The organism is Parasphingorhabdus sp., from assembly GCF_059726685.1.
Genome location: NZ_AP041068.1, coordinates 1,715,540 through 1,735,040, shown reverse-complemented (window position 1 = coordinate 1,735,040; position 19,501 = coordinate 1,715,540). Strand labels below are relative to the sequence as shown.

The window sequence follows — 19,501 nt, the reverse complement described above, 5'->3', positions numbered from 1 at the left end:
GTTTTAACGGGTGATTTCAGGTTCAGGCGTAGCGGCTGTTATCGGACGGTGCCGGTGGATCGACATCACCCTCGGCCGTCATCGCTGCGCTGCCATTTTGGGAAGGCGAAGCGGTGTGTTCTTCCTGTTCGCCTGCGCCGTTTTGTTGGCTGAAATCCATGCTGTCATTTTGAGATGCAGCGAACATATTGTCCCGTACATCCACACGCAGGGTCAGATCAGACCGTCCCTGTGCCTTTAAAATATCCTGAATCGCCTGGCTGTGTTGTACTATCACCTCACGAGCTGCGTCACTTTCTGCTTCAATTTGAAGTACTTCCACGCCGCCGCGCGAAACGAAAGACACTTCCAGACGCCCCATATTTCTTGGGTTGATCTCAAATTTCTTCAGATCGCCGTTGATCCGCATATCACTGATTTCAGCGGCAAAACGCTCGGCAAATTGCGGCGCGTTCCAGTCGAAACCAACAGTCTTTTGTGTAACAGTTTGAGTGCTGGCGGGTTGGGCAACAGACGCTGGCGCCGACAGTTCAATGCTTGTTTCAAGATCATGCCCAGTGGAAAGCTTTTGCATTTCCATGAAAGACGATTTTGTCTCGATTTTCATCGAAGCATCTGTAGGCGCCTTAGAAACCCGGGCGTCAATTTCAGGGGCTTGTACAGGTTTGGTGCCTGCCAAATTTCGATTACTGGCCAACCGCAAATCAAGAGAGTCCAATACAGGTTGCTCCGATCCAATATTACTTGGCGAGGAAAGTGCCGCAGGGCGTTTGCCATCCACATTATTGGTTTTCGAGCGATTGCGTATTGCAAAGTCAGTATATGGTGCTGCCAGGATGGGAGCCGTTGATTTATTGGTGGTTTGTGACGTTTCCGTTGTAGTGGTCTGCGCCAGAGCGGGCTTCTGCACACTGATTTCAGGTGAGGATTTGTCTGCATTGCTCAACGAAGCAGATGAGATTTTGGCTTTCACGCCATTTTCAGAAACCGGTTTACTCTCTGCCAATATCCTACCATCGAGTGGGGTTTTACTTTGTCCGACAGGATCATTTTCCATCTTGGGCGCAGAGAAAGTTTTGGCACCTTCCCTCAACACATTGCCGTTTTCCGGCGTCGCTATTTTGATGTCGCTAGGAGCAGGCAAATCGACCGGGGTGGTCAACTGCTTACCTGTCAACATAGGGGCCTGTTTGGTATCTATATTCGCGCCAGGGTTTTGCTCTTTGGTGCTCTGGACCGTCACATTCGCACCATTGGGTGCTCGCTTCGGTTCAATGTCAGATATGCTCTTGCCGATCTGTGTTGAATCGCCGGAGGACGGTTGAAGAACCGATACGAAGCGCTGCATTTCCGAAGCAGCTTCTGGAGAAAACGAAGCATCGGTCTGGGTACTATCGACACCGTCATCACCCGCGATCTTCATTGTGACGGTTTTTACCATCTCACGCTTTTCTGAAGGTGTAACGGACTGATCATCATTACCGATCAACTGCGCCAGAAACTGCTCAGCGTCATTGCCTTCTGCCGTTTCTGCTCCGTCTTTATCCAATGCCGAACGCGGCCGGTCTTCACCGGTGGCCAGAAGGGAGCTGAACTCGTTATTTGCAGTGCGTGTTTCCATGCCGACAGGCTTTGCAGAAAGCATGCCAATTATGGATTGAGAGGCCTCAGACAAGATTTTACCCATCATCACGGCGATCCTTTTTCCTATTATTTCCTATATTATACAATATGTTATGACGAACATCGGTTTTAAATATTTCCGCCTTGCGAGCCTTGCGAAGGTTGGAATGGAGGAGTTTTTCGGTACCCTCATAGGTGGTCCGGGCGGCAAGGTTTTGCCGCTCTGCATGGGCAAAGTCTTGCCGGGCTTTCTCCATAGACGCTTCTATCGAGCGCTCGGCATCAACCAGGCGCCCGGAAAGTTCCATTCTGGCGGACAACATATCGGCGTTCACCGCCTGAACATCGGACAGTGTTTCAATCTGAAGTTTTCTGATCCTGTCCGCGTTATGCTCCAATACCGCGCAATGATTGCCAGCTTTTGCAAGCGCCATTTCCTTTAATTTCTTCTGGGTATCACGCACTTTCAATATGCGCTGCAGCCCCTTCACTTTCCGTTTCATGGCTCGAACAGACCAAACAGATCACTGATGCTTTGCCGGAAGTTCACAAGTTCGCGGGGTTTCTGCTTCAGATACTCGACCATGATCGGCCACTGTGCGAGCGCTTCGTCAATATTGGGATCATTACCGGCTTGGTATGCTCCCATTAAAACCAGATCCCGGTTTTCCTCGTAGATGGACCAGAGACGCTTGAAATGGGTTTGCGCCGCATGATGCGCATCATCGATAATGTCCACCGCGACCCGGCTGATTGATTTCCCGATATCAATGGCCGGAAAAATACCCTGCTCCGCCAGCGAGCGAGACAATATTATATGGCCGTCAGCAATAGCCCGCGCATTGTCGACAACCGGGTCGTCGAGGTCATCACCGTCAGCAAGGACAGTGTAAATGGCGGTTATCGAGCCACCAGTCTTATTGTCATTCCCTGCCCTTTCAATCAGACGCGGGATCATCGACAGGGCCGAGGGTGGATAACCTTTCATCGTCGGCGGTTCGCCGGCAGCCAGACCGATTTCGCGTTGAGCATGGGCAACCCGTGTCAGGCTGTCGATAACCAACACAACCGATTTGCCTTGCGACCGAAAATGTTCGGCAATCGCGGTCGCGCGATGGGCCGCCTTTAACCGCGAGGAAGGCGAGTGATCCGCAGGCACAGCTACCGTAATCGTCGGCACTGCATCCTTTTTCTCATTACGGCGGTTCACAAAGTCGTTCACCTCGCGGCCGCGTTCCCCGATCAGGCCAACAACAACAACGTCGGCAACGACGCCGTCCAAAATCTGATTGATCAGCATTGATTTGCCAACACCCGATCCGGCAATGACGACAACCCGTTGACCCTGACCAAATGTCAGCAAACCGTTCAATGCCCTTATGCCCATATCGATAGGCTTGGTTACACTGGCTCGGCGCATCACATTACCTTCAAGCCCCGATAGCGGGATACTCTCGGTGGCCAATATCGGTCCCTTGCCGTCAATGGGCTCTCCCATCGGGCCAATTATCCGGCCGAACAGTGCGTCGCCAACTGCGGCTTCATTAGATTTGGCAAAGGGTAGCACCCGGCTGCCGCTTCGCAGCGGCGCATCCTGCACCATCGGGATCATCAGGGTGCGTGATCCCTTGAAACCCACAACCTCGGCCGTAATCTCCCGGCCGTCGGTCGCTGTCACACGGCCGGAATATCCCAAAGGATATGGGAAACCTGTGACTTCCAGCATGCCATTGTCATGCGCAGATAATTTGCCGACCTGGCGTGGTTCATTGCCGATATGTTCAATGCGGGCCAAAAGACCGCGAATGCCTTTGCCGCTATTATGGTCGCTAACGAACGTTTGGACCGTTTCACTCATGACCGGATTCCGATTGCTGACCGCTCAATTCATCTATCAGTCCGCGCAATTCATCCAGTACGACTTCCGACCCTTTTTCGATCCAGCCGCCGGCGTGATTAAGTTTCAGGTTACCGCGCAGCATGGATGGGTCGGCGCGCAAAGGCAGCTTGCACTTTTCCTGATCAAGCAATGCCAGATCATCGGGGTGCAAAAGCAGGCTTGCACCCTTTTGATCCTGGTCAATTCTGTCTGCCAATTGCGTTGCCCAGGCCTCCAGCAGGACTTTATCTGGTACGGCAAGTTCCGAGCAACGGCGAAAAAGCGATTCAATCGCGTTGAGGATCAAGGAAAAGCTGCCAGTCGAATATAGATCATTCAGATGACTGATTGCGTCGGCCAAGGTGGCAGAGGCCTGATCATTCGTTTCCTGCTCTGCAGCCAAAGCCGCCTGCCCGTCTTCCCAGCCTTTGCGATAGGCCGCTTCAAATATGTCTTCTTCCTCGCCGCCGGGGGCACCGTTCATGCCTGTTTCCGATCCATCAAAACTCGGAAACTGATGGTCAGAACCCGATCCACTATTTTTCGGGAGGCTGCCTGACCAGGCAGAAAATTCTTTCTGTTCCATCGGCATGCGCCACAGTGGAACAACCTCATCATTGTCCATGGCACTGTGGAGATTTTTTTCCGAACGCAGGTCAGACATAATCAGCACCGCCGGTCGACATGCTGATTTCTCCATTATCGATCATCAACTTCGCGATAGCGATAACGCCTTTTTGTGCACTGATCACAGCTTCCATAGGTTGTGGTGGGGACTCATCCATTTCATCCTGAATAGTCTCCGCCGCCCGCTGTGACATAGCTTCGAATATTTTCGCTTTGAGTTCGCTGGAAGCACCGCGCAAAGCAGGCACCAATATGGCAGAATCCACCTTGCGAACGACCGTACCGATATCCTTTTTCGACAGGTTCATCAGGTCGGCAAACACGAACATCTCATCTTCGATCTGCTTTGCGATCTTACGGTCGCGTTTTGCCACACCTTTCAAAATCGCCTGACTGGCCTGCTTGGGCAAGCCGTTGATAATCGACGCACTATCCATCAACCCGCCAATTTCCATCGGTGGCGCAATCTCTTCTGCCGACGGGCCATTGCTTTCCAGAAGTGCGTGAATTTGTGCCAGTGCGTGAGCGCTAACTGGCCCCAAGGTCGCAACGCGGTAAATCAGTTCTTCCTGCAATGCAGGCTCTACCAGCTGCAACATTTCTGCTGCTGCTTCAGGTGTCATGAATGAGATTAAGACCGCAGCAATTTGTGGCGGTTCGTTCTGAACCAATTCGGCCAGGTCTTTAATCTCGACCCACTTGAGTAGCTCCGCGATATTGGTGGGCCTCTTCGGGGCAAAGCGGTTCATCATCGTTTCCGCACGGGGTGTTCCCAGTGCAGCCCGAAAAACGCGGCCGACTTTTTCATCCGACTTATAGGCGAGCATGGTCTGATTTCTGGTCAGTTGCAAAAACCGGTCGAGCGACCCGTCAATTTGAATGGCATCGACGTCAGCAACACTGAACATCGCCTCTCCCAGAAGTTCAGCTTCCTGCGGTTCGAGGCGCTCCAGAATTTTAGCAGCCTCATCATCATCAAACAAAAGCATGAGGATTGCGGCCGTCTGACGTCCGGTAATCAGCTCAAGCTGCTGGCCGTCTTCTTTTTCTGTTTTATCATCCTTAGATGCAGCGTCAGCCATCAGCTTCCTCCAGCTCATCCGATTCTTTCAAAAGCTCTTTCACCACCAGAGCAGCGTGATCAGGATTTTGTTTGACAAAACTCTGCGTCAACAGCGCTCGTTCTTGATAGCTTGGTGCCGCCTGGATCATGTCGATGGTGACCTGTGAACCATTGATCTGGGCTGTCTGCCCCGCACTGCCTCCCGCATCAGCGTTTGTCGGCGCTGCGCTTGGCAGGCTGCGGTTTTGCATCATAAGGTCAGCAGGAATAGCCGCGCTGTTGGCAGCCATATTGGCTTTCAGATTTTTCTCCGCACTCAGCCATTTTTTCAATATCGGGCGAGCGATTAGGAATATGATCAGCAAGGCGACAACCAGCGCCGTCACATTTCGAGCGATAATCGCAAACCAGGGGGATTCATAAAAAGCTTCTTCGGCTTCTTTTTCCGTTACTGGCCGGAATTGACGGGCAGATACGGCAATCTGGTCACCGCGCTCGGCATTAAAGCCAATGGTTCCCTTGACCAGCTTTTCTATTTCCTGGATCTCTTTGGGTGACTTGGTATCTTTCAGCGCCTTGTCATCAATGGCTACCGCGACCGAAAGACGGGAAACCTGACCAGTGGCTTGGTTTGTTATTGCAATTTCACGAGCCAGTTCGAAATTGCGCTGATATTCTTCGCTAGTTTTCCGTGGCTCGGTTTGCTGAGCAACTTGCTCTTCCTCACCGCCAGGTTGATCTTCAAATTCAGCAGCAGCAGGGGGCCTGTTGGCCAGTGCTCCAGGTATACCGCCAACTTGCGGCCCACCGACCGGTTCTTCCGAGCGCATACCTTGTTCAGAGCGCAGGACCGAACCATCGGCAGGATAAATCTCACTGGTCGCCTGTTTCTCGTCAAAATTGACATCGGCGGTGACCTCAGCAACGAAGTTTCCGGGACCGACAATCGGCGTCAAAAGGCTCGCCAGTGATTGACGATAGCGATCTTCTATCGCCGCTTTGATTTTTAACTGGGTATCATTGTTCTTTGAGTTTTCATCGTCACGGCTAGACAATAATCTACCATTTTGATCAATGACCGATACATTGGAAGCGTCCAAACCCGGTACGGAGCTGGCGACCAGATTCAATATCGCTGTCGTCTGGCGCTCGTCCAATTTAGTGGCGCCGCTTAATTGCAAAATGACCGATGCAGCCGGCTCATTTCGATCACGCAGAAATATACTTGGCTGCTCGACAGCCAAGTGCACCCGCGCAGAGATCACATTATCCAGTGCCTCTATCGATCGCGCCAAATCCATTTCCCGGGCCGTGCGCAGCTTTTCAGACTCAACTGCACGACTGGCCCCCATGGGCATACTCGACATAACAGTGTCGCCGCTGGGCGCGGTGCGCGGCAGCCCCTGCCCCGCTAGTTCGATTTTTGCAGCGTGATAATCTTCGTTGCTAACCGTCAAAGTGCCGCTGGTTTCATCAACTTGATAGGGAATATTGGCGCTTTGCAGCGCTTGCATAACCGCCGACTTGTCATTGTCGGGCAGACCGCGGAACAAGTCCCGTTGCGCGGGTTCACGCAAGACCAGCCAGGCCGAAAGAGCGGCGACTATGACTGCGGACAGTATGATCAAAGGCATAGCCCGCGCAATGGCAGGCTGTTGCACAAAGGATTGGATTGAGCCCATGAACCCGCTGACGCCAGACGCGTTCCTGCCCGTCGGCGCGACGGGCGTGAGGTTCTGGTTGATGGAAGTTTCTTCAGCCATCTTATACCGACATGTTCATTATGTCTTTGTAGGCGGACAAGAGTTTGTTCCGAACCTGCAAAGTGGATTCAAAGCCGATGGAGGCTTTATGTTTGGACAGCATGACTGCCGCCACATCGTTGGTTTCGCCCATTTGATAGGCAGCCGTATCGGCTTTGGCGGTGGCCTGTAGCTGGTTCACTTCCTGAATTGCATTGGTCAACTGCGCAGCGAAACCTTTTGGGTCGCTTACCTGTTCAGTTTCGCGCATCTGACCTGGACCGGCCAGATTGCTTGTCTTGCTGGCGATATCCTGCAGCGCATTGTTGCGGTTCAAGATCGCATTGCGTGCAGCCATCAGGCTATTCATATTGACGGAAGACATAATCTATCTCCTGCTCAAGCCGCGAGCGCTCGCATATCGGCCATCCGATAGCGTAGCGTCCGTTCTGAAATACCAAGCTCTTTCGCAGCCTCACGGCGGTTGCCGTTGGTTTGTTCGAGCGTTTTGGTTATCGCGTCATATTCAACGCTTTTGGAAATGGAGTGGAGGTCGCGGCCGCGGACGAAGCGGGCAGAACTGCCAGGCTGCACTGCATCTTGCTTCGGCTGGGCTGAAAGGCTTTCACCAGAGAACATCAGATCTTTGGCTTCAAGACGATCACCGTCACACATGACCAATGCGCGTTGCAGTACATTGGCAAGCTCGCGGACATTACCTGGCCAGTGATGCGCTTTAAGCCGATCAATGCAGGAAGGTGACAGTGCGATGAATTTGTCGCGACCTTTTTGAAAGTCCATCATCATGAATGTTGCTATTGCAACAATATCAGCCGGGCGAGCCGCAAGCGGTTCCAGTTCAACCGGCATCACATTCAAACGCCAGTAAAGATCTTCGCGGAATTTTCCGGCTTTAACTTCTTCAGCAAAATTGCGGTTGGCCGCACAAATGACGCGAACATCGATTTTCTCATGACGCGTTGCGCCGACGGGAAGAATTTCACCTTCTTGCAGAACGCGCAAAAGCTTGGACTGGCTCTCCAGCGGCATCTCGGTAATCTCATCGAGGAAAATCGTACCGCCGTCGGCTTCTTTGAACAAACCAACGGCATTTGCATAGGCGCCTGTAAAGGCACCTTTTTTGTGACCGAATAAAATGGACTCTATCATTGTTTCGGTAATCGCTGCGCAGTTGATGGTGACAAGCTGTTTGTCAGCGCGCGTACTATGTTCGTGAATATATCTTGCGACGCCTTCTTTGCCGGTACCGGTTTCGCCGGTAATCATAACATTGGCATCACTGCTCGCCACCCGGGCGGCATATTTATATAAGGCAACAGATTTCGGATCGGCAAAGGCGGGCCCTTTGCCCCCGCGCATGGACTCGATGATACACGACAGACCAAATACTTTGTCTGCCTCACCAAATTCAATGCGTGGGGGCTGGCTGAGGGTAGCCGGAACGAAACGGAATGGTCCATCGCGATAAATCACGATGGGATCTTTTGTACCACCATTAGCATCTTTTTTCGCTGCACCATCAATGTGGGGTAGTTGCGCAGCGGTGGATGACAATGTGCGGTCGGAGTGGAAAGTTTCTACACTCTCGAGCATATCAACAAGCTCTGGAAACCTAGAGACCAGGCTAGATTTTGTCGCGTTGTTGATCATCTCATTCCCTCACGTTTTACTCTGAACACGGGATCGTAGTTGTGCTCATCCGACACCTCGCAATCCGCGTGCCAGTTTTGGGAATTGGCTGAAAATCAGCTTTTTTTGTTCTAAAACCGTCGGTTTCCCGACATTTCTGTCGGAAAGCAGACACCTTTGAGAGGCACCTGTCGGAGAACCGACAATTTTTTTTGATTAATTATTTTGGGGTCCGCCGTTAACTCCTCTGAGGCCGCTTCAGCAGACGAGGTGACCCATAGTATCAATCAAGTTAAGTAAATTGTGAAAAGGAAGTCACCATGACTGTAATAGGAACCAACGTAACGTCACTGCGGGCCAGCTTCGCTTCTAGCCAAGCTGAAATGGGTCTCGCAAAATCTATCGAACGCCTGTCAACCGGCCGCCGGATCAACTCTGCGGCGGACGATGCTGCCGGTAACGCAATCGCAACCCGCATGACCTCTGAAGTCCGCGGCCTGAATATGGCTATCCGTAATGCCAATGATGGCATTTCTGCAGCGCAGACCGCAGAAGGCGGCATGAACGAAATCACGAGCATGTTGCAACGTATGCGTGAACTGTCTGTTCAATCTGCCAACGGCACGCTTTCTGGCGGTGACCGCACCAACCTTCAGGCTGAGGTAACACAGCTTATCGGACAGATTGGTGATGTGGCATCACGCACAACCTTTAACGATGTTGCTCTGCTTGATGGCACCAACGCATCGATCAGCATTCAGACCGGCAGCGACGCCAGTCAGACAGTGTCGATCGCTCTGACCGATGTCGACGCTACCGCTCTTGCAGTCAACGCGGTTGATATCAGCACCGAAGCTGGTGCGACCGCCGCACTGACCGCTCTGGATACTGCTCTGGACACGGTCACAACCGCACAGGCTAATTTGGGTGCCTCGCAGAACCGTCTGCAGACCACCGTATCCAACTTGTCCGACCGAGTGGCCAACATCACAGAATCTCGCTCACGCATCGTGGATGTAGACTTCTCTGCTGAAACCACAGAACTGGCCAAGAACCAGATCCTGAGCCAGGCATCCACAGCGATGCTCGCACAGGCTAACCAGTCTCAGCAGTCGGTATTGAGCCTGATCAGGTAAGTTCGTTCAGACCAATACTAAAGAGAAGCCTCTTCCCCGAACGGGAGGAGGCTTTTTCTTTGCCTAAATTATTCAAAAAAATATACCGCGCCGGTTTAGTCTGAACTCATCGCGGCTTGCAGTTTTTCCAAGGCACGTTTTTTGATCTGGCAAACCCGGACAGAGGATACGTCAAGCACAGCGCCTATTTCATCAAGCTGCATCTCTTCTATGAAATAGCAGTTCAGGACAAGCTGCTCCCGCTCATTCAGTTTCTTCAGATTTGCCGACAGCAGTTCAACCATCTGGCTTTTTTCCAGTATCTCGTGCTGGTCATCATCATCGTTGGTAAACCAGCTGCTGGAATCGCAATAGACTTCATCAAGGGAATCAACGTGGACGTCGATGGCGCGATCGGCATTCTTGCGAAACTCCGCCTGGTCCATGCCCATCGCTTCAGCCAGTTCGACTTCATTCGGCTCCCGACCATTTTCCTGGGCAAGCTGATCACTAATCCGGCGAAGCTTTTTGTTCCACTCAACCGCACTTCGCCGAAGGCTGCAAGTGTTCCGCAAATAGTCAATCATCGCGCCGCGAACGCGAACGTATAGATAGGTACTGAAGTTATGCCCCTGATCGACATATTTCGCAGCGGCCTCGACCATAGCAACCAGACCGACCTGGATCAGATCCTCTACCTCAATTTGATCGGGCGAGAAGGATTTAATCTGCCATGCAATTTTGGTCACCAAACCTTGATGATCCTGGACCAATTTGGTCTCGTCAATCTGCATGGCACCGTAGGCCTGAGATGCTTTGATTTTTGATTGAAACATAAGTCTATTCCACTCGATTAAAATGTCTGATTTGCTTCGACCCGCGGCGCATCAGGCCGAGGTGAAGGGACGCCAATTTTCGCCAATACTTCGATGGATTTGTCTTCCGGCAACTCGTGATAGGAAAGCACCGTCAAATCCGGGAAGCGGTTCTTCAGCAACCCGCCAAGGGGGCGCCGCACAATCGGAGAAGTGATAAGAGCGATATTCCGCGCTTCCATTGGCAGCGTGCGCGCTGTTTCATCGACTGCTTCGACCAGCTGCTGCGCGAGTTGCGGCTCTATCGGATAGCTTGCGTCTTCTCCGACCTTCAGCGCTTTAACGAGTAGACTTTCCAGTTCCGCATCGAGCGTCACCACCGGCAATGGCAGATTGATAGGGACCATTGTCTGAACGATCAGGTTGCCGATTTTCTGACGGATCATATCAACAATCTGTTCGGTCTCAGTATGGTGGTTCGATGCCTCAAGCATTGCCAGGCAGATTTTCTGAAAATCTTTGACTGGCACTTTCTCCGCCAGCAGTTCTCGGCAAATTGCGGTGATCGCAAATAACGAGAGCGGTTGCGGCGTAAGGCTGTCGACCAGTTGCGGCGATGTTTCCTTCAGCAGGTCGAGCAGTTTCTGCGCCTCATCCATGCTGAACAACTGGGTTGCGTTTCGGCGAACGACATCGTTGAGATGAGTTGCGACAACTGTAGGTGCATCAACAACTGTATAACCTTCGGCAACAGCGTGTGATTTTTTGTCGGCACCGACCCACAAGGCATCCATGCCGAATGTTGGATCTTTACAAGGGCGCCCCTCGATAACCGCATCTACATGACCATCATCCAGCGCCAGAAAGTCATTGGGCCAGACGGTGCCTTCACCCAAAACCATGCCGCCCATCATGATGCGGTAGCTATTAGGTTCCAGTTCCAGATCATCTTTGATGCGGACGAGCGGCACCACAAAACCGAGTTCCTTGGAAATCTGACGACGAATGCCGGTGATCCTTTTCATCAGCGGCGCGCCCTTGCGGTCTTCGACCATCGAGACGAGACCATAGCCAATCTCGATTCCAAGCCGTGCTTTTTCCGATACATCCTCCCAATCAATCTGTTCCGGCTGTTTTTCCTGAACTGGTTCGGGAGGAGCTTCGACAGGCTTTGGTTTGCGGATCAGATAGAACGCAAAGCCACCCGCTACGGCAGCTGCCGGCAGCACGATCATATGCGGCATGCCCGGCAGCACACCCAAAATAGTGAGAATGGCAGCAACCGGTATCCAGGCCCCGCCGGATCCGAATTGCGAGGTAATCTGGTCCGGCAGGTTTTTACTGGATGCAACCCGCGTCACAATCGCGGCCGCAGCAATGGACAGGATCAACGCCGGTACTTGTGCAACAAGGGCATCACCAATGGCGAGCATCGAATAGGTGCTGGCCGCTTCAGCAAACGGCAGACCGTGTACGGCGGTGCCAAGCACAATGCCGCCGATAATATTAACTGCCAAAATCAATATGCCGGCGACTGCGTCACCTTTCACAAACTTCGACGCACCATCCATGGAGCCATAAAAATCTGCTTCGGTCGCAACCTCAGAACGTCTTTCCTTAGCTTCCTCTGGCGCAATCAAACCGGCATTCAGATCAGCATCAATCGCCATTTGTTTGCCGGGCAAGGCATCCAGAGTGAAACGGGCGGATACTTCGGACACGCGGCCCGCACCTTTGGTGATAACAATCAGGTTGATGATCATCAGGATCGAGAAGACGAATATCCCGACGACATAATTGCCGCCAAGCAATAAGCTGCCAAAGGCTTCGATGACCTGCCCAGCGGAATCACCGCCTTCATGGCCCTGCACCAATACCACCCGTGTCGAAGCGACATTAAGGCCGAGGCGCATCAATGTCGCAAATAACAGCACGGTCGGAAAACTCGAAAAGTCGAGCGGTTTGGTCGCGTTTAATGCGACCATAAGGATCGCGAGCGAGATCATGATGTTGGTAATGAAGCCAATATCCAGCATGATTGTAGGAAGCGGCAAAACCAGAAAGATGACGAGCAACAGGGTTGCCATCGGTAACAAACCGGATTTCAGGTTATTGGCCATCCGGTCCATGGAAAAAGCTTGTCGGTTCATTATGATTTACATCCCCAAGGTGGCGAGCATCAGATAGGCGGCACGTGCGGGCTCGCTAAAAGGCTTCGGTGAGTTTGAATGGTTTTCGCCAACTGCGTTGGCATCGGTAACGTGCGCCTGGGCGATGCGCAGATAGTCCTCAGGCTGCACTGTCCGCCTTGTATTTTCGGACGGCGGCAAGATGTTTCCGTTCATCGGCAAACCCTTGCCGGCACCGACCAGATCAACCGCATTGGCCAGTTTCTGTTGGAAACGTCCCCGAATATCCTCAAAACTGCGGGCCTGCCCCTTTTTATCGAAAAATATATTGTGGTTGGCCCGGGCAGCTTTCGGAAAGGCTGATGCGGCAGAAGCAGAGGGGTTGCTATCCATGCGATTGAGAAACTTGGCGGCTCCTACGGGGCCAAGGAAATGCGCCAGATAGAGATCTACTGATTCCGGCTTGCGACCCGTTTGCTGTTGCAGATAGGCGCTATTGTCTCTTGCGAATTCTCCGGCCAGGTGTGCGGAAATCTCGGGATTATTGCGCAGCGCCAATATGCTGGATTTCTGGGCCTTATCGGCGACAGTCAGCTGTCCGTTCGAGCGTCTCGAAATGGCATTCTGCGCCCAGCCAAGCCCATATTGGTCGCCCTTGTCCTTGACCAAACCAAGCCAGGTTTGATCGATAAACTGGTAGAGACCAGTTGCTGAAGATGTTTTTGCCTTGGCATCAGCGCGCATCCCGCTTTCGAGCTGGGCTTGAGCGATCAGATATTGGAAATCGACACCCGTCCGCTGCGCACTTTGCGCGATGACGCTTTTCAGATTGTGCTGCTGGTGCAGATTGGTGATCGATAAATTGGACATGGCTGTATCAAAGTCTCCTTCAAAAGAGAGAAGCAATGATCATGCCAAGTTGCTATTTTTTGGGGTTTTTCCGGGCTGTTTCTAGTGCACCCGAACATGTGTATTTTAAACGCGATTCATCCATCGCGAAACCGCATGGACTTTCACAAATTCAAAGATTTTAATGTGACGGCTTTTGGGTTTATCTACCCCGTCCGGCACCGGAATAGGTGTTGGCCTGACTGTCCCGAAAGCCCGCCAGAAGTTGAAGTCGTGTGGAACTATGGTCACGCAAGAAACGCAGCCGATAGATCGAAGCCTGGATCAATTGATCCGCCTCGTTCATCATTGGTTCCAGACTGCGATCAATATTCCTGGGTTCAATTGCCCCCAATTGCGCCACCGCTTCACCCAATTGTTTACTGGCTTGAAAAATCGCATCACTGTCATGGCCTTCAAGAGCCGAGAAGAGCATATCCTGAGAGTGGCGAAAAGATTCTACCATCTGTTTCATTTGGTCGTTTCCACTCCGAATACGCCCATATCGAGCATCTTTTGTGCCAGTGCGGCTGTATCCACACTGTAAATTCCCGACGCAATTTTCTGTCGCACATCGGCCACTTTCTGAGCATCAAATGGCGGCGTTTGCGCAGCCAGTATAGAAGCCGTGGTGGTGATTGACGGCGCTTCTTTTGCCTGACCGGAATCTGCACCAGCACCAAGTTTCGTTGTGGCACCTTCTTGCAAAACCGGCCGGTCAAGGCGCGTATTAATCGCTGAGTAGCTTTCAACAGGTTTCATTTCAATTCATCCTTAATGTGTTCAACTTATTGATCTTTTTCATCTCAGTCGAAACACCGACAACTTCTTTCACAACAATTTACGGCACGTTGTGAAAAAATTAATATCTTTACAAAAAAATTATTGAGCCAGCTCCACTTCACCCGACCCGGACACACGGGCCATCAATATTTTGGATTTGCGGCTGGAGCGAACGGGAATGTAATCCCCTATTCTTCCGTTTTTCTGCGCCACGACCTTGTAGCTGATACTGAAACTAGGCCGCCTGACCACAAGGTTTAGCGGCTGGTTCCGGCGAACTGCAAATTCCTCTGCGCGGTTGTTTTGAGCAGTCGCACGTCCCTGTCCGCGCCACAGGGGCACAAACACCCTCCATCCAAGATCAGGGCAGCTGACCATGACGGCGTTGTTATTAGTTTCTGAAAAGCGGACGCGATTTGGGCAACGCTTCAATCGCAGCTTTTTGTCTATCGGAGCACGGGCGCCTCCTGCATCACCAATATCTGCATTAAGATATACTGCCACCTGACGATCCAGATGATCTGTATCTTCAAAGGACGAGGCCGCGCCCATTGCAAAAACGGACAATAGGGGAATGGCTAGACGAAAATGGGGCATGATTTTTTCCTGTGCACTCTGTTCGGGAAAAACAAAGCAGGTTTCATGCCAATTTAGCAGTTCGCTATATCCTTATTCTGAAACATCGCTTCCCGGCGGCAGAAATACCAGGCTGATATCCTGTTTCTCTTTGGCCTTGGACACCAGCTTATCCGGCATTTTCAATAATATCATCTCACCGTCCTGGCCCGCCTTTTCAAAAGCATCCGCAATCGCTGCTGAGCGAGCCGCCACTTTTTCCCATTGCCGCAACCTTTGCCCTTCCCTGCTTTCAGAAGCAGGAGGGACATATATGGTAAGCAACTGATTCTGCTGGAGGGTAGCGATCTCCGAGATTTCCTCGCGGGCAAATTCCGTCAACATGGCGTTACTATCTTCAAAAAACGCATCTGCCTTATAATCATAGGCCCCCAATATCTCCGGGGCTTTTGCTGCTTCTTCAGCCAGTTTCGCACGCGTCTCCGGATCTGCAGCATTCACAAAATGCGCATAAGCAAATGCACTGAGCAACATCAGCGCCAGATCGAGAAAGGACAAGGTGGTGCGTCCCGCGTTCACCGCTCAACCCGCCGCCTTCAAAGGTTTTGCCGGGGAAAAATGAACCGGGCCCAATATGACAAGCTCCCGTTTGGCAATCGCAATCGCATGCTGCACAACCTCAGCCCGATAGTTGTTCAGTATCTCTGCCCTGGCTTGCAAGCGTACATAAATGGGAAAAGCGATAATGTGGGACACGAACAGCCCATACAGGCTGGTGAGCAGTGTGAAGCTCATCGCAGGTCCCATTTTCATTGGGTCAATGCCAGTCGCGAACAGCTGGATTAGCCCCAGTATCGTTCCGATCAGTCCGATCGCCGGCGCAATTTCAGATGCGGCGCTCCAATAAGTTGCGGTAATATCCTGCTTCTTTTGGACGATACTCTGTTGTAACCGGGCCCACTCCTCAAAGGTTTTGGCATCCTTGGCGTTGAGTAGTTCGGCAATCACACGGGTGACAAATGCGTCTTCACTACGCACTTTCTCCAGTCCGACAAGCCCTTGTTCCCGCAGTACAAAATCAATGCGGCGGCACATGAAAGTGGCATTCTCTCCGCTTTCTGCAAAAGGATCCCGGCCGCTGTTGAGCAGCGCGGCGAAGGCCAGAGCGAAAGATGCACGGCCGTTCTGGATCCAGGCCATGATCAACACGCTGCCAAGCACCATGCCGAACAATAGCGGGTCAAAAAACCGTTCGATATTACTGAGGATAATATCCATCAGATCGCGCTTTTCCCGCAAGCGGCAAAATTTTTCCGGTAACCGGCAAAAACTTGCCGGTCCGGGCCAAGCTTAAAAAATATCATGATTGCCACCGGCATAAAATCCCCAAAAACCGTCAATTGTCGCTTGCCGCCCCAAAATTGGCACGCCCTTTGCGAAGTACTATTCGAGATTACCGATCCCGGTGTTTCTCATGCCCAAGTGACGGTCGAAAGGCCGCACAGTTAAGACAGGATTTTGTTTCGATGCCGAGTTTGGACCAAGTATTTGCATTAAATGGCGGGGCGCTAAAATTGCGTTCGCAGCGTTTGAACATGCTTGCCTCTAACATCGCGAATGCGTCCACGCCTGGATACAAGGCGAAGGACCTCGATTTTGATCGGGCGATGCAGCAGGCACAAAAAGGCAGTTCCATCGACAAGGCGATGAGCGATCACACCGGTTTTCGCGTGCCGCTGCAACCTTCGCTTGATGGCAACACCGTCGAACTGGCGGTGGAGCAAACCCTGTTTGCCGAGAACGCCATTCAATATCGCACCACCCTATCCTTTCTGAATGGACAGGTGTCGTCGATCAAACGCGCCTTGAAAGGGGAATGAAAATGAGCGGTAGCATGAATGTATTTGATGTCGCCAGCCGGGCCATGTCGGCCCAGATGGTACGCCTCAACACCACGGCTTCCAATCTGGCAAATGCCCGCACGGATTATGCCAGCAAGGATGAAGCCTATCGCGCCATGCGTCCGGTTTTTCGTTCGGTCATGGAAGATAATATGGCGACGATTGATGTCGAACGCGTCGTTCAAACCGATGCCGAACCGCAAAAACGGTACGATCCATCAAATCCCATCGCCGACAAGGAAGGCTATGTCTGGGAAGCGGCTGTCGATGAGACAGCAGAGATGATCGACATGCTCGAGACCGCCCGAAATTATAAGAATAACGTACAAGTTTTACAGACCGCAAAATCACTCATTCTAGAAACGGTAAGGAACCAATAATGGAAATTGCACCACAAGTTTTTGAAAATAACAGATCAAATATCGCTGGTCTTGCGGAGGCACAGCCTGCCAACGCCAAAGGCGATAACAGCTTGGGTCAGGAATCCTTTCTGCGTCTGATGACGACACAGCTGAAGTTCCAGGACCCTTTTGATCCGCTGGATAACCAGGCCATGGTCGCACAGCTCGCACAATTTTCAAGCGTTGCCGGTATTTCCGAGATGAACCAGTCTCTTACAGATATTGCATCGATGCTGGGCAATAACCGCCTGTCCGATGCCAAGGAATGGATCGGTCATTCCGTCCTGGTTCCCGGCAATTTCGCAGTGGCCAACAAGGATGGCGAATATACCGGTGAGTTTGAACTTAACCAGGCAAGCGAAAACCTCTCCATCGATCTGCTTAACGAAGCTGGCGAAATCGTGATGTTCGCCGAGCTTGGCAGTCAGGAAGCCGGACCAATCCAGTTTAACTTTGACAGCAAGAATGCCGCTGGCCAGCCGCAAGACTTAGGTCGACTGCGAGTGCGCGTAAATGGTGGCTCTGTGTCGGATCTCGCGACATGGGTTCCGGTTGCATCGGTGCAGACGTCCGAAGGGAACGGCCCACCCATTCTTGTAACCCCGATTGGTAACGTCCTGCCAGCCGAAGCGCTGCGCATCGGATAGTCGGGAACGTCCCTCAAAAAGATTTTAACCAGGAGAAGAACTAATGTCTTTCTTTACATCCCTTAGTGGCCTGAAGGCCGCACAAACCGATTTGAACGTTATTTCAAACAACGTCGCGAACACGAGTTCGACCGGTTTTAAGAAAAGCCGTGCGCAATTTGGCGACCTGTTTGCCGCGTCACCGACCCAGACAACCAAGACCGTTGCCGGTCAAGGCGTCCGGTTGAGCGGTATTACACAGCAATTCACGCAGGGCACATTGCAGGCCACCGACAAAACGCTGGATCTTGCAATTGCCGGTGACGGATTTTTCTCCGTCCGAGGTCAACCTCCGCGGCAGGGCCTGTCTTTTACCCGCAACGGTTCTTTCTCGGTCAATGTCGATCGCGAAGTCGTCGATACTACTGGCGCCAAGGCGCAGCTTTTACCCGTCGATGCCAATGGTGTGGCGACATCAACCAACGCTGCGGACATGTTCGATTTCATTGTACCGGAATTCGATCCCGCCGATCCAACAGAACTGCTGACCAACATTTCCATCAACGGCGAAGGCGTTGTGAACGCGACCTTCTCCAACGGAAACCAGATTGCGCTCGGAGCGATGGCCATGGCCAGCTTTACCGCTATCGAAGGCTTGCGTCCGGTTGGCGATGCCCACTGGGTTGCGACCGGAGATTCCGGACCAGCACAGGTCAACCAGGCTGCGAACGGACCACTTGGTCAGGTTCGTTCTGGTTCACTGGAACTGGCCAATGTCGATATTACCGAAGAGTTGGTCTCTCTGATTTCAGCCCAGCGGAATTTCCAGGCCAACGCCCAGGCTATCGAGACCGCCAACACCCTCAGCCAGACGGTCATCAACCTTCAGGTCTAGGATCTGATGGTCATATCAATCCAGGAATAATCTATGGATAAGCTTGCATATACCAGCATCAACGCAATGAAATCGTTGATGAACCGACAGACGGCTATCGCCAACAACATGGCGAACTCCAATACTGTCGGTTTCAAAGCCGACATGGTGTCGGCCGAGGCCAAATATCTGGTCGGCCCCGGCCATGACAGCCGTGCAATGGCGGTTGAGCGGGATATGCAGGCCGATATGAACGCCGGTTCGGTAACCCAAACCGGCCGTTCCCTGGATATTGCCCTGGAAGGCGATGCGATGATCGCGGTTCAGGCCGCGGATGGCAAGGAAGCCTATTCCCGGCGCGGCGATTTTCGGATCGCCGCATCGGGTGCCATGGTCACCGGTGACGGTTTTCCCGTTATTGGTGAAGGCGGCCCGATCACAATGCCTCCGGCGGAGCGCATAGATATCGGTGCCGACGGCACGGTGTTCTTTGTACCACAGGGCGGTGATCCAACACAGCCACAGGAACTCGACCGGATCAAGCTTGTCAGCATGACGGGCAGCGCCATTTCCAAAGGGCCGGACGCATTGTTTCGTGCTGCCAATAATGGGGTTTTACCGGTTGATGACAATGCGCAGGTTATCTCTGGCGCTCTGGAGGAATCCAACGTCAACATGACCGCCGCTCTGGTCGATATGATCGAGACCAGCCGCGCATGGGAAACACAGGCGAAACTGCTGCGCACGGCCGAAGAACTGGACGAAAGCAGCTCTGCCATCATGAACATGCCGCAAGGATAATGGGTGCG

Annotated in this window: 22 protein-coding genes; 6 read left to right on the top strand and 16 right to left on the bottom strand. The window is 52.3% G+C overall.

Annotation, left to right across the window (positions count from 1 at the left end):
• Positions 1–22 precede the first annotated feature (22 nt).
• From AC6I9Z_RS08610 to AC6I9Z_RS08575, 8 genes are read right to left on the bottom strand one after another with little or no spacing between them, the layout of a single operon-like run.
• Positions 23–1,690 (bottom strand): hypothetical protein, encoded by a 1,668-nt coding sequence (locus tag AC6I9Z_RS08610; RefSeq protein ID WP_461455242.1) that lies wholly within the window; start codon positions 1,688–1,690, stop codon positions 23–25.
• The gene (locus AC6I9Z_RS08605) at positions 1,680–2,126 is read right to left on the bottom strand and encodes a hypothetical protein (protein ID WP_461455240.1); all 447 of its coding nucleotides are present in this window, start codon (positions 2,124–2,126) and stop codon (positions 1,680–1,682) included. The genes AC6I9Z_RS08610 and AC6I9Z_RS08605 overlap by 11 nt, the downstream gene beginning before the upstream one ends.
• Positions 2,123–3,481, bottom strand: a complete 1,359-nt coding sequence (locus AC6I9Z_RS08600) for a FliI/YscN family ATPase (RefSeq protein ID WP_461455238.1) — start codon at positions 3,479–3,481, stop codon at positions 2,123–2,125. The genes AC6I9Z_RS08605 and AC6I9Z_RS08600 overlap by 4 nt, the downstream gene beginning before the upstream one ends.
• Complete coding sequence (locus AC6I9Z_RS08595) at positions 3,474–4,166, bottom strand: FliH/SctL family protein (RefSeq protein WP_461455236.1); 693 nt, start codon at positions 4,164–4,166, stop codon at positions 3,474–3,476. The genes AC6I9Z_RS08600 and AC6I9Z_RS08595 overlap by 8 nt, the downstream gene beginning before the upstream one ends.
• A complete protein-coding gene (locus tag AC6I9Z_RS08590; RefSeq protein ID WP_461455234.1) occupies positions 4,159–5,211 on the bottom strand; it encodes a flagellar motor switch protein FliG in 1,053 nt (350 codons plus the stop codon). Before AC6I9Z_RS08590 ends, AC6I9Z_RS08595 begins: the two co-directional genes overlap by 8 nt.
• Positions 5,204–6,955, bottom strand: coding sequence for a flagellar basal-body MS-ring/collar protein FliF (gene fliF, locus AC6I9Z_RS08585; RefSeq protein WP_461455232.1), 1,752 nt, complete (start codon positions 6,953–6,955; stop codon positions 5,204–5,206). Before fliF ends, AC6I9Z_RS08590 begins: the two co-directional genes overlap by 8 nt.
• 1 nt (position 6,956) lies before the next feature.
• Positions 6,957–7,319, bottom strand: coding sequence for a flagellar hook-basal body complex protein FliE (gene fliE / locus AC6I9Z_RS08580; RefSeq protein ID WP_461455230.1), 363 nt, complete (start codon positions 7,317–7,319; stop codon positions 6,957–6,959).
• 14 nt (positions 7,320–7,333) lie between these two features.
• Complete coding sequence (locus AC6I9Z_RS08575; RefSeq protein WP_461455228.1) at positions 7,334–8,548, bottom strand: sigma-54 interaction domain-containing protein; 1,215 nt, start codon at positions 8,546–8,548, stop codon at positions 7,334–7,336.
• Between the two features lie 356 nt (positions 8,549–8,904).
• Between AC6I9Z_RS08575 and AC6I9Z_RS08570 the strand changes: the two genes are divergently transcribed.
• Positions 8,905–9,720, top strand: coding sequence for a flagellin N-terminal helical domain-containing protein (locus AC6I9Z_RS08570; RefSeq protein WP_109357474.1), 816 nt, complete (start codon positions 8,905–8,907; stop codon positions 9,718–9,720).
• A 95-nt stretch (positions 9,721–9,815) separates the two neighbouring features.
• On the opposite strand, the gene AC6I9Z_RS08565 is transcribed toward AC6I9Z_RS08570, so the two are convergent.
• The 8 genes from AC6I9Z_RS08565 to AC6I9Z_RS08530 form a co-directional block, all read right to left on the bottom strand.
• Entirely contained in the window at positions 9,816–10,535 is a 720-nt protein-coding gene (locus AC6I9Z_RS08565) for a sigma-70 family RNA polymerase sigma factor (protein WP_109357475.1), read from the bottom strand.
• Between the two features lie 17 nt (positions 10,536–10,552).
• A complete protein-coding gene (gene flhA, locus AC6I9Z_RS08560) occupies positions 10,553–12,664 on the bottom strand; it encodes a flagellar biosynthesis protein FlhA (protein ID WP_461455226.1) in 2,112 nt (703 codons plus the stop codon).
• 6 nt (positions 12,665–12,670) lie between these two features.
• The gene (locus AC6I9Z_RS08555) at positions 12,671–13,513 is read right to left on the bottom strand and encodes a lytic transglycosylase domain-containing protein (RefSeq protein WP_461455224.1); all 843 of its coding nucleotides are present in this window, start codon (positions 13,511–13,513) and stop codon (positions 12,671–12,673) included.
• A gap of 181 nt (positions 13,514–13,694) precedes the next feature.
• Positions 13,695–14,006: a hypothetical protein gene (locus tag AC6I9Z_RS08550; RefSeq protein WP_461455222.1), complete on the bottom strand. Its 312-nt coding sequence runs from the start codon at positions 14,004–14,006 to the stop codon at positions 13,695–13,697.
• Positions 14,003–14,293: a flagellar biosynthesis anti-sigma factor FlgM gene (gene flgM / locus AC6I9Z_RS08545; protein WP_461455220.1), complete on the bottom strand. Its 291-nt coding sequence runs from the start codon at positions 14,291–14,293 to the stop codon at positions 14,003–14,005. The genes AC6I9Z_RS08550 and flgM overlap by 4 nt, the downstream gene beginning before the upstream one ends.
• A 120-nt stretch (positions 14,294–14,413) precedes the next feature.
• Positions 14,414–14,911, bottom strand: coding sequence for a flagella basal body P-ring formation protein FlgA (locus tag AC6I9Z_RS08540; protein ID WP_461455218.1), 498 nt, complete (start codon positions 14,909–14,911; stop codon positions 14,414–14,416).
• Between the two features lie 72 nt (positions 14,912–14,983).
• Complete coding sequence (locus AC6I9Z_RS08535) at positions 14,984–15,469, bottom strand: hypothetical protein (RefSeq protein WP_461455216.1); 486 nt, start codon at positions 15,467–15,469, stop codon at positions 14,984–14,986.
• Between the two features lie 3 nt (positions 15,470–15,472).
• Positions 15,473–16,168 (bottom strand): MotA/TolQ/ExbB proton channel family protein, encoded by a 696-nt coding sequence (locus AC6I9Z_RS08530; protein ID WP_461455214.1) that lies wholly within the window; start codon positions 16,166–16,168, stop codon positions 15,473–15,475.
• Positions 16,169–16,416: 248 nt separating this feature from the next.
• Here AC6I9Z_RS08530 and flgB point away from each other — a divergent pair, with 248 nt between their 5' ends.
• Genes flgB through flgF form a run of 5 tightly spaced genes read left to right on the top strand, consistent with a single transcriptional unit; the run spans position 16,417 to position 19,493 of the window.
• Complete coding sequence (flgB, locus tag AC6I9Z_RS08525) at positions 16,417–16,770, top strand: flagellar basal body rod protein FlgB (protein WP_461455212.1); 354 nt, start codon at positions 16,417–16,419, stop codon at positions 16,768–16,770.
• A complete protein-coding gene (gene flgC / locus AC6I9Z_RS08520) occupies positions 16,767–17,171 on the top strand; it encodes a flagellar basal body rod protein FlgC (RefSeq protein ID WP_461455210.1) in 405 nt (134 codons plus the stop codon). The genes flgB and flgC overlap by 4 nt, the downstream gene beginning before the upstream one ends.
• Complete coding sequence (locus AC6I9Z_RS08515) at positions 17,171–17,839, top strand: flagellar hook assembly protein FlgD (RefSeq protein WP_461455208.1); 669 nt, start codon at positions 17,171–17,173, stop codon at positions 17,837–17,839. The genes flgC and AC6I9Z_RS08515 overlap by 1 nt, the downstream gene beginning before the upstream one ends.
• Before the next feature lie 43 nt (positions 17,840–17,882).
• Positions 17,883–18,713: a flagellar hook-basal body complex protein gene (locus AC6I9Z_RS08510; RefSeq protein ID WP_109357484.1), complete on the top strand. Its 831-nt coding sequence runs from the start codon at positions 17,883–17,885 to the stop codon at positions 18,711–18,713.
• A 33-nt stretch (positions 18,714–18,746) separates the two neighbouring features.
• On the top strand, positions 18,747–19,493 hold the full coding sequence (gene flgF / locus AC6I9Z_RS08505; protein ID WP_461455206.1) for a flagellar basal-body rod protein FlgF: 747 nt from the start codon (positions 18,747–18,749) through the stop codon (positions 19,491–19,493).
• Positions 19,494–19,501 lie beyond the last annotated feature (8 nt).

What these genes read in the sequence shown, in the direction of transcription:
- AC6I9Z_RS08565 (WP_109357475.1), bottom strand. Translation starts at nt 10,535, where the DNA reads ATGTTTCAATCAAAAATCAAAGCATCTCAGGCCTACGGTGCCATGCAG.
- AC6I9Z_RS08550 (WP_461455222.1), bottom strand. Translation starts at nt 14,006, where the DNA reads ATGAAACAGATGGTAGAATCTTTTCGCCACTCTCAGGATATGCTCTTC.
- AC6I9Z_RS08540 (WP_461455218.1), bottom strand. Translation starts at nt 14,911, where the DNA reads ATGCCCCATTTTCGTCTAGCCATTCCCCTATTGTCCGTTTTTGCAATG.
- fliF (WP_461455232.1), bottom strand. Translation starts at nt 6,955, where the DNA reads ATGGCTGAAGAAACTTCCATCAACCAGAACCTCACGCCCGTCGCGCCG.
- AC6I9Z_RS08610 (WP_461455242.1), bottom strand. Translation starts at nt 1,690, where the DNA reads ATGATGGGTAAAATCTTGTCTGAGGCCTCTCAATCCATAATTGGCATG.
- flgF (WP_461455206.1), top strand. Translation starts at nt 18,747, where the DNA reads ATGGATAAGCTTGCATATACCAGCATCAACGCAATGAAATCGTTGATG.
- AC6I9Z_RS08510 (WP_109357484.1), top strand. Translation starts at nt 17,883, where the DNA reads ATGTCTTTCTTTACATCCCTTAGTGGCCTGAAGGCCGCACAAACCGAT.
- flgB (WP_461455212.1), top strand. Translation starts at nt 16,417, where the DNA reads ATGCCGAGTTTGGACCAAGTATTTGCATTAAATGGCGGGGCGCTAAAA.
- AC6I9Z_RS08530 (WP_461455214.1), bottom strand. Translation starts at nt 16,168, where the DNA reads ATGGATATTATCCTCAGTAATATCGAACGGTTTTTTGACCCGCTATTG.
- AC6I9Z_RS08575 (WP_461455228.1), bottom strand. Translation starts at nt 8,548, where the DNA reads ATGCTCGAGAGTGTAGAAACTTTCCACTCCGACCGCACATTGTCATCC.
- AC6I9Z_RS08515 (WP_461455208.1), top strand. Translation starts at nt 17,171, where the DNA reads ATGGAAATTGCACCACAAGTTTTTGAAAATAACAGATCAAATATCGCT.
- fliE (WP_461455230.1), bottom strand. Translation starts at nt 7,319, where the DNA reads ATGTCTTCCGTCAATATGAATAGCCTGATGGCTGCACGCAATGCGATC.
- flgM (WP_461455220.1), bottom strand. Translation starts at nt 14,293, where the DNA reads ATGAAACCTGTTGAAAGCTACTCAGCGATTAATACGCGCCTTGACCGG.
- flhA (WP_461455226.1), bottom strand. Translation starts at nt 12,664, where the DNA reads ATGAACCGACAAGCTTTTTCCATGGACCGGATGGCCAATAACCTGAAA.
- AC6I9Z_RS08590 (WP_461455234.1), bottom strand. Translation starts at nt 5,211, where the DNA reads ATGGCTGACGCTGCATCTAAGGATGATAAAACAGAAAAAGAAGACGGC.
- AC6I9Z_RS08555 (WP_461455224.1), bottom strand. Translation starts at nt 13,513, where the DNA reads ATGTCCAATTTATCGATCACCAATCTGCACCAGCAGCACAATCTGAAA.
- AC6I9Z_RS08595 (WP_461455236.1), bottom strand. Translation starts at nt 4,166, where the DNA reads ATGTCTGACCTGCGTTCGGAAAAAAATCTCCACAGTGCCATGGACAAT.
- AC6I9Z_RS08605 (WP_461455240.1), bottom strand. Translation starts at nt 2,126, where the DNA reads ATGAAACGGAAAGTGAAGGGGCTGCAGCGCATATTGAAAGTGCGTGAT.
- AC6I9Z_RS08570 (WP_109357474.1), top strand. Translation starts at nt 8,905, where the DNA reads ATGACTGTAATAGGAACCAACGTAACGTCACTGCGGGCCAGCTTCGCT.
- AC6I9Z_RS08600 (WP_461455238.1), bottom strand. Translation starts at nt 3,481, where the DNA reads ATGAGTGAAACGGTCCAAACGTTCGTTAGCGACCATAATAGCGGCAAA.
- flgC (WP_461455210.1), top strand. Translation starts at nt 16,767, where the DNA reads ATGAAAATGAGCGGTAGCATGAATGTATTTGATGTCGCCAGCCGGGCC.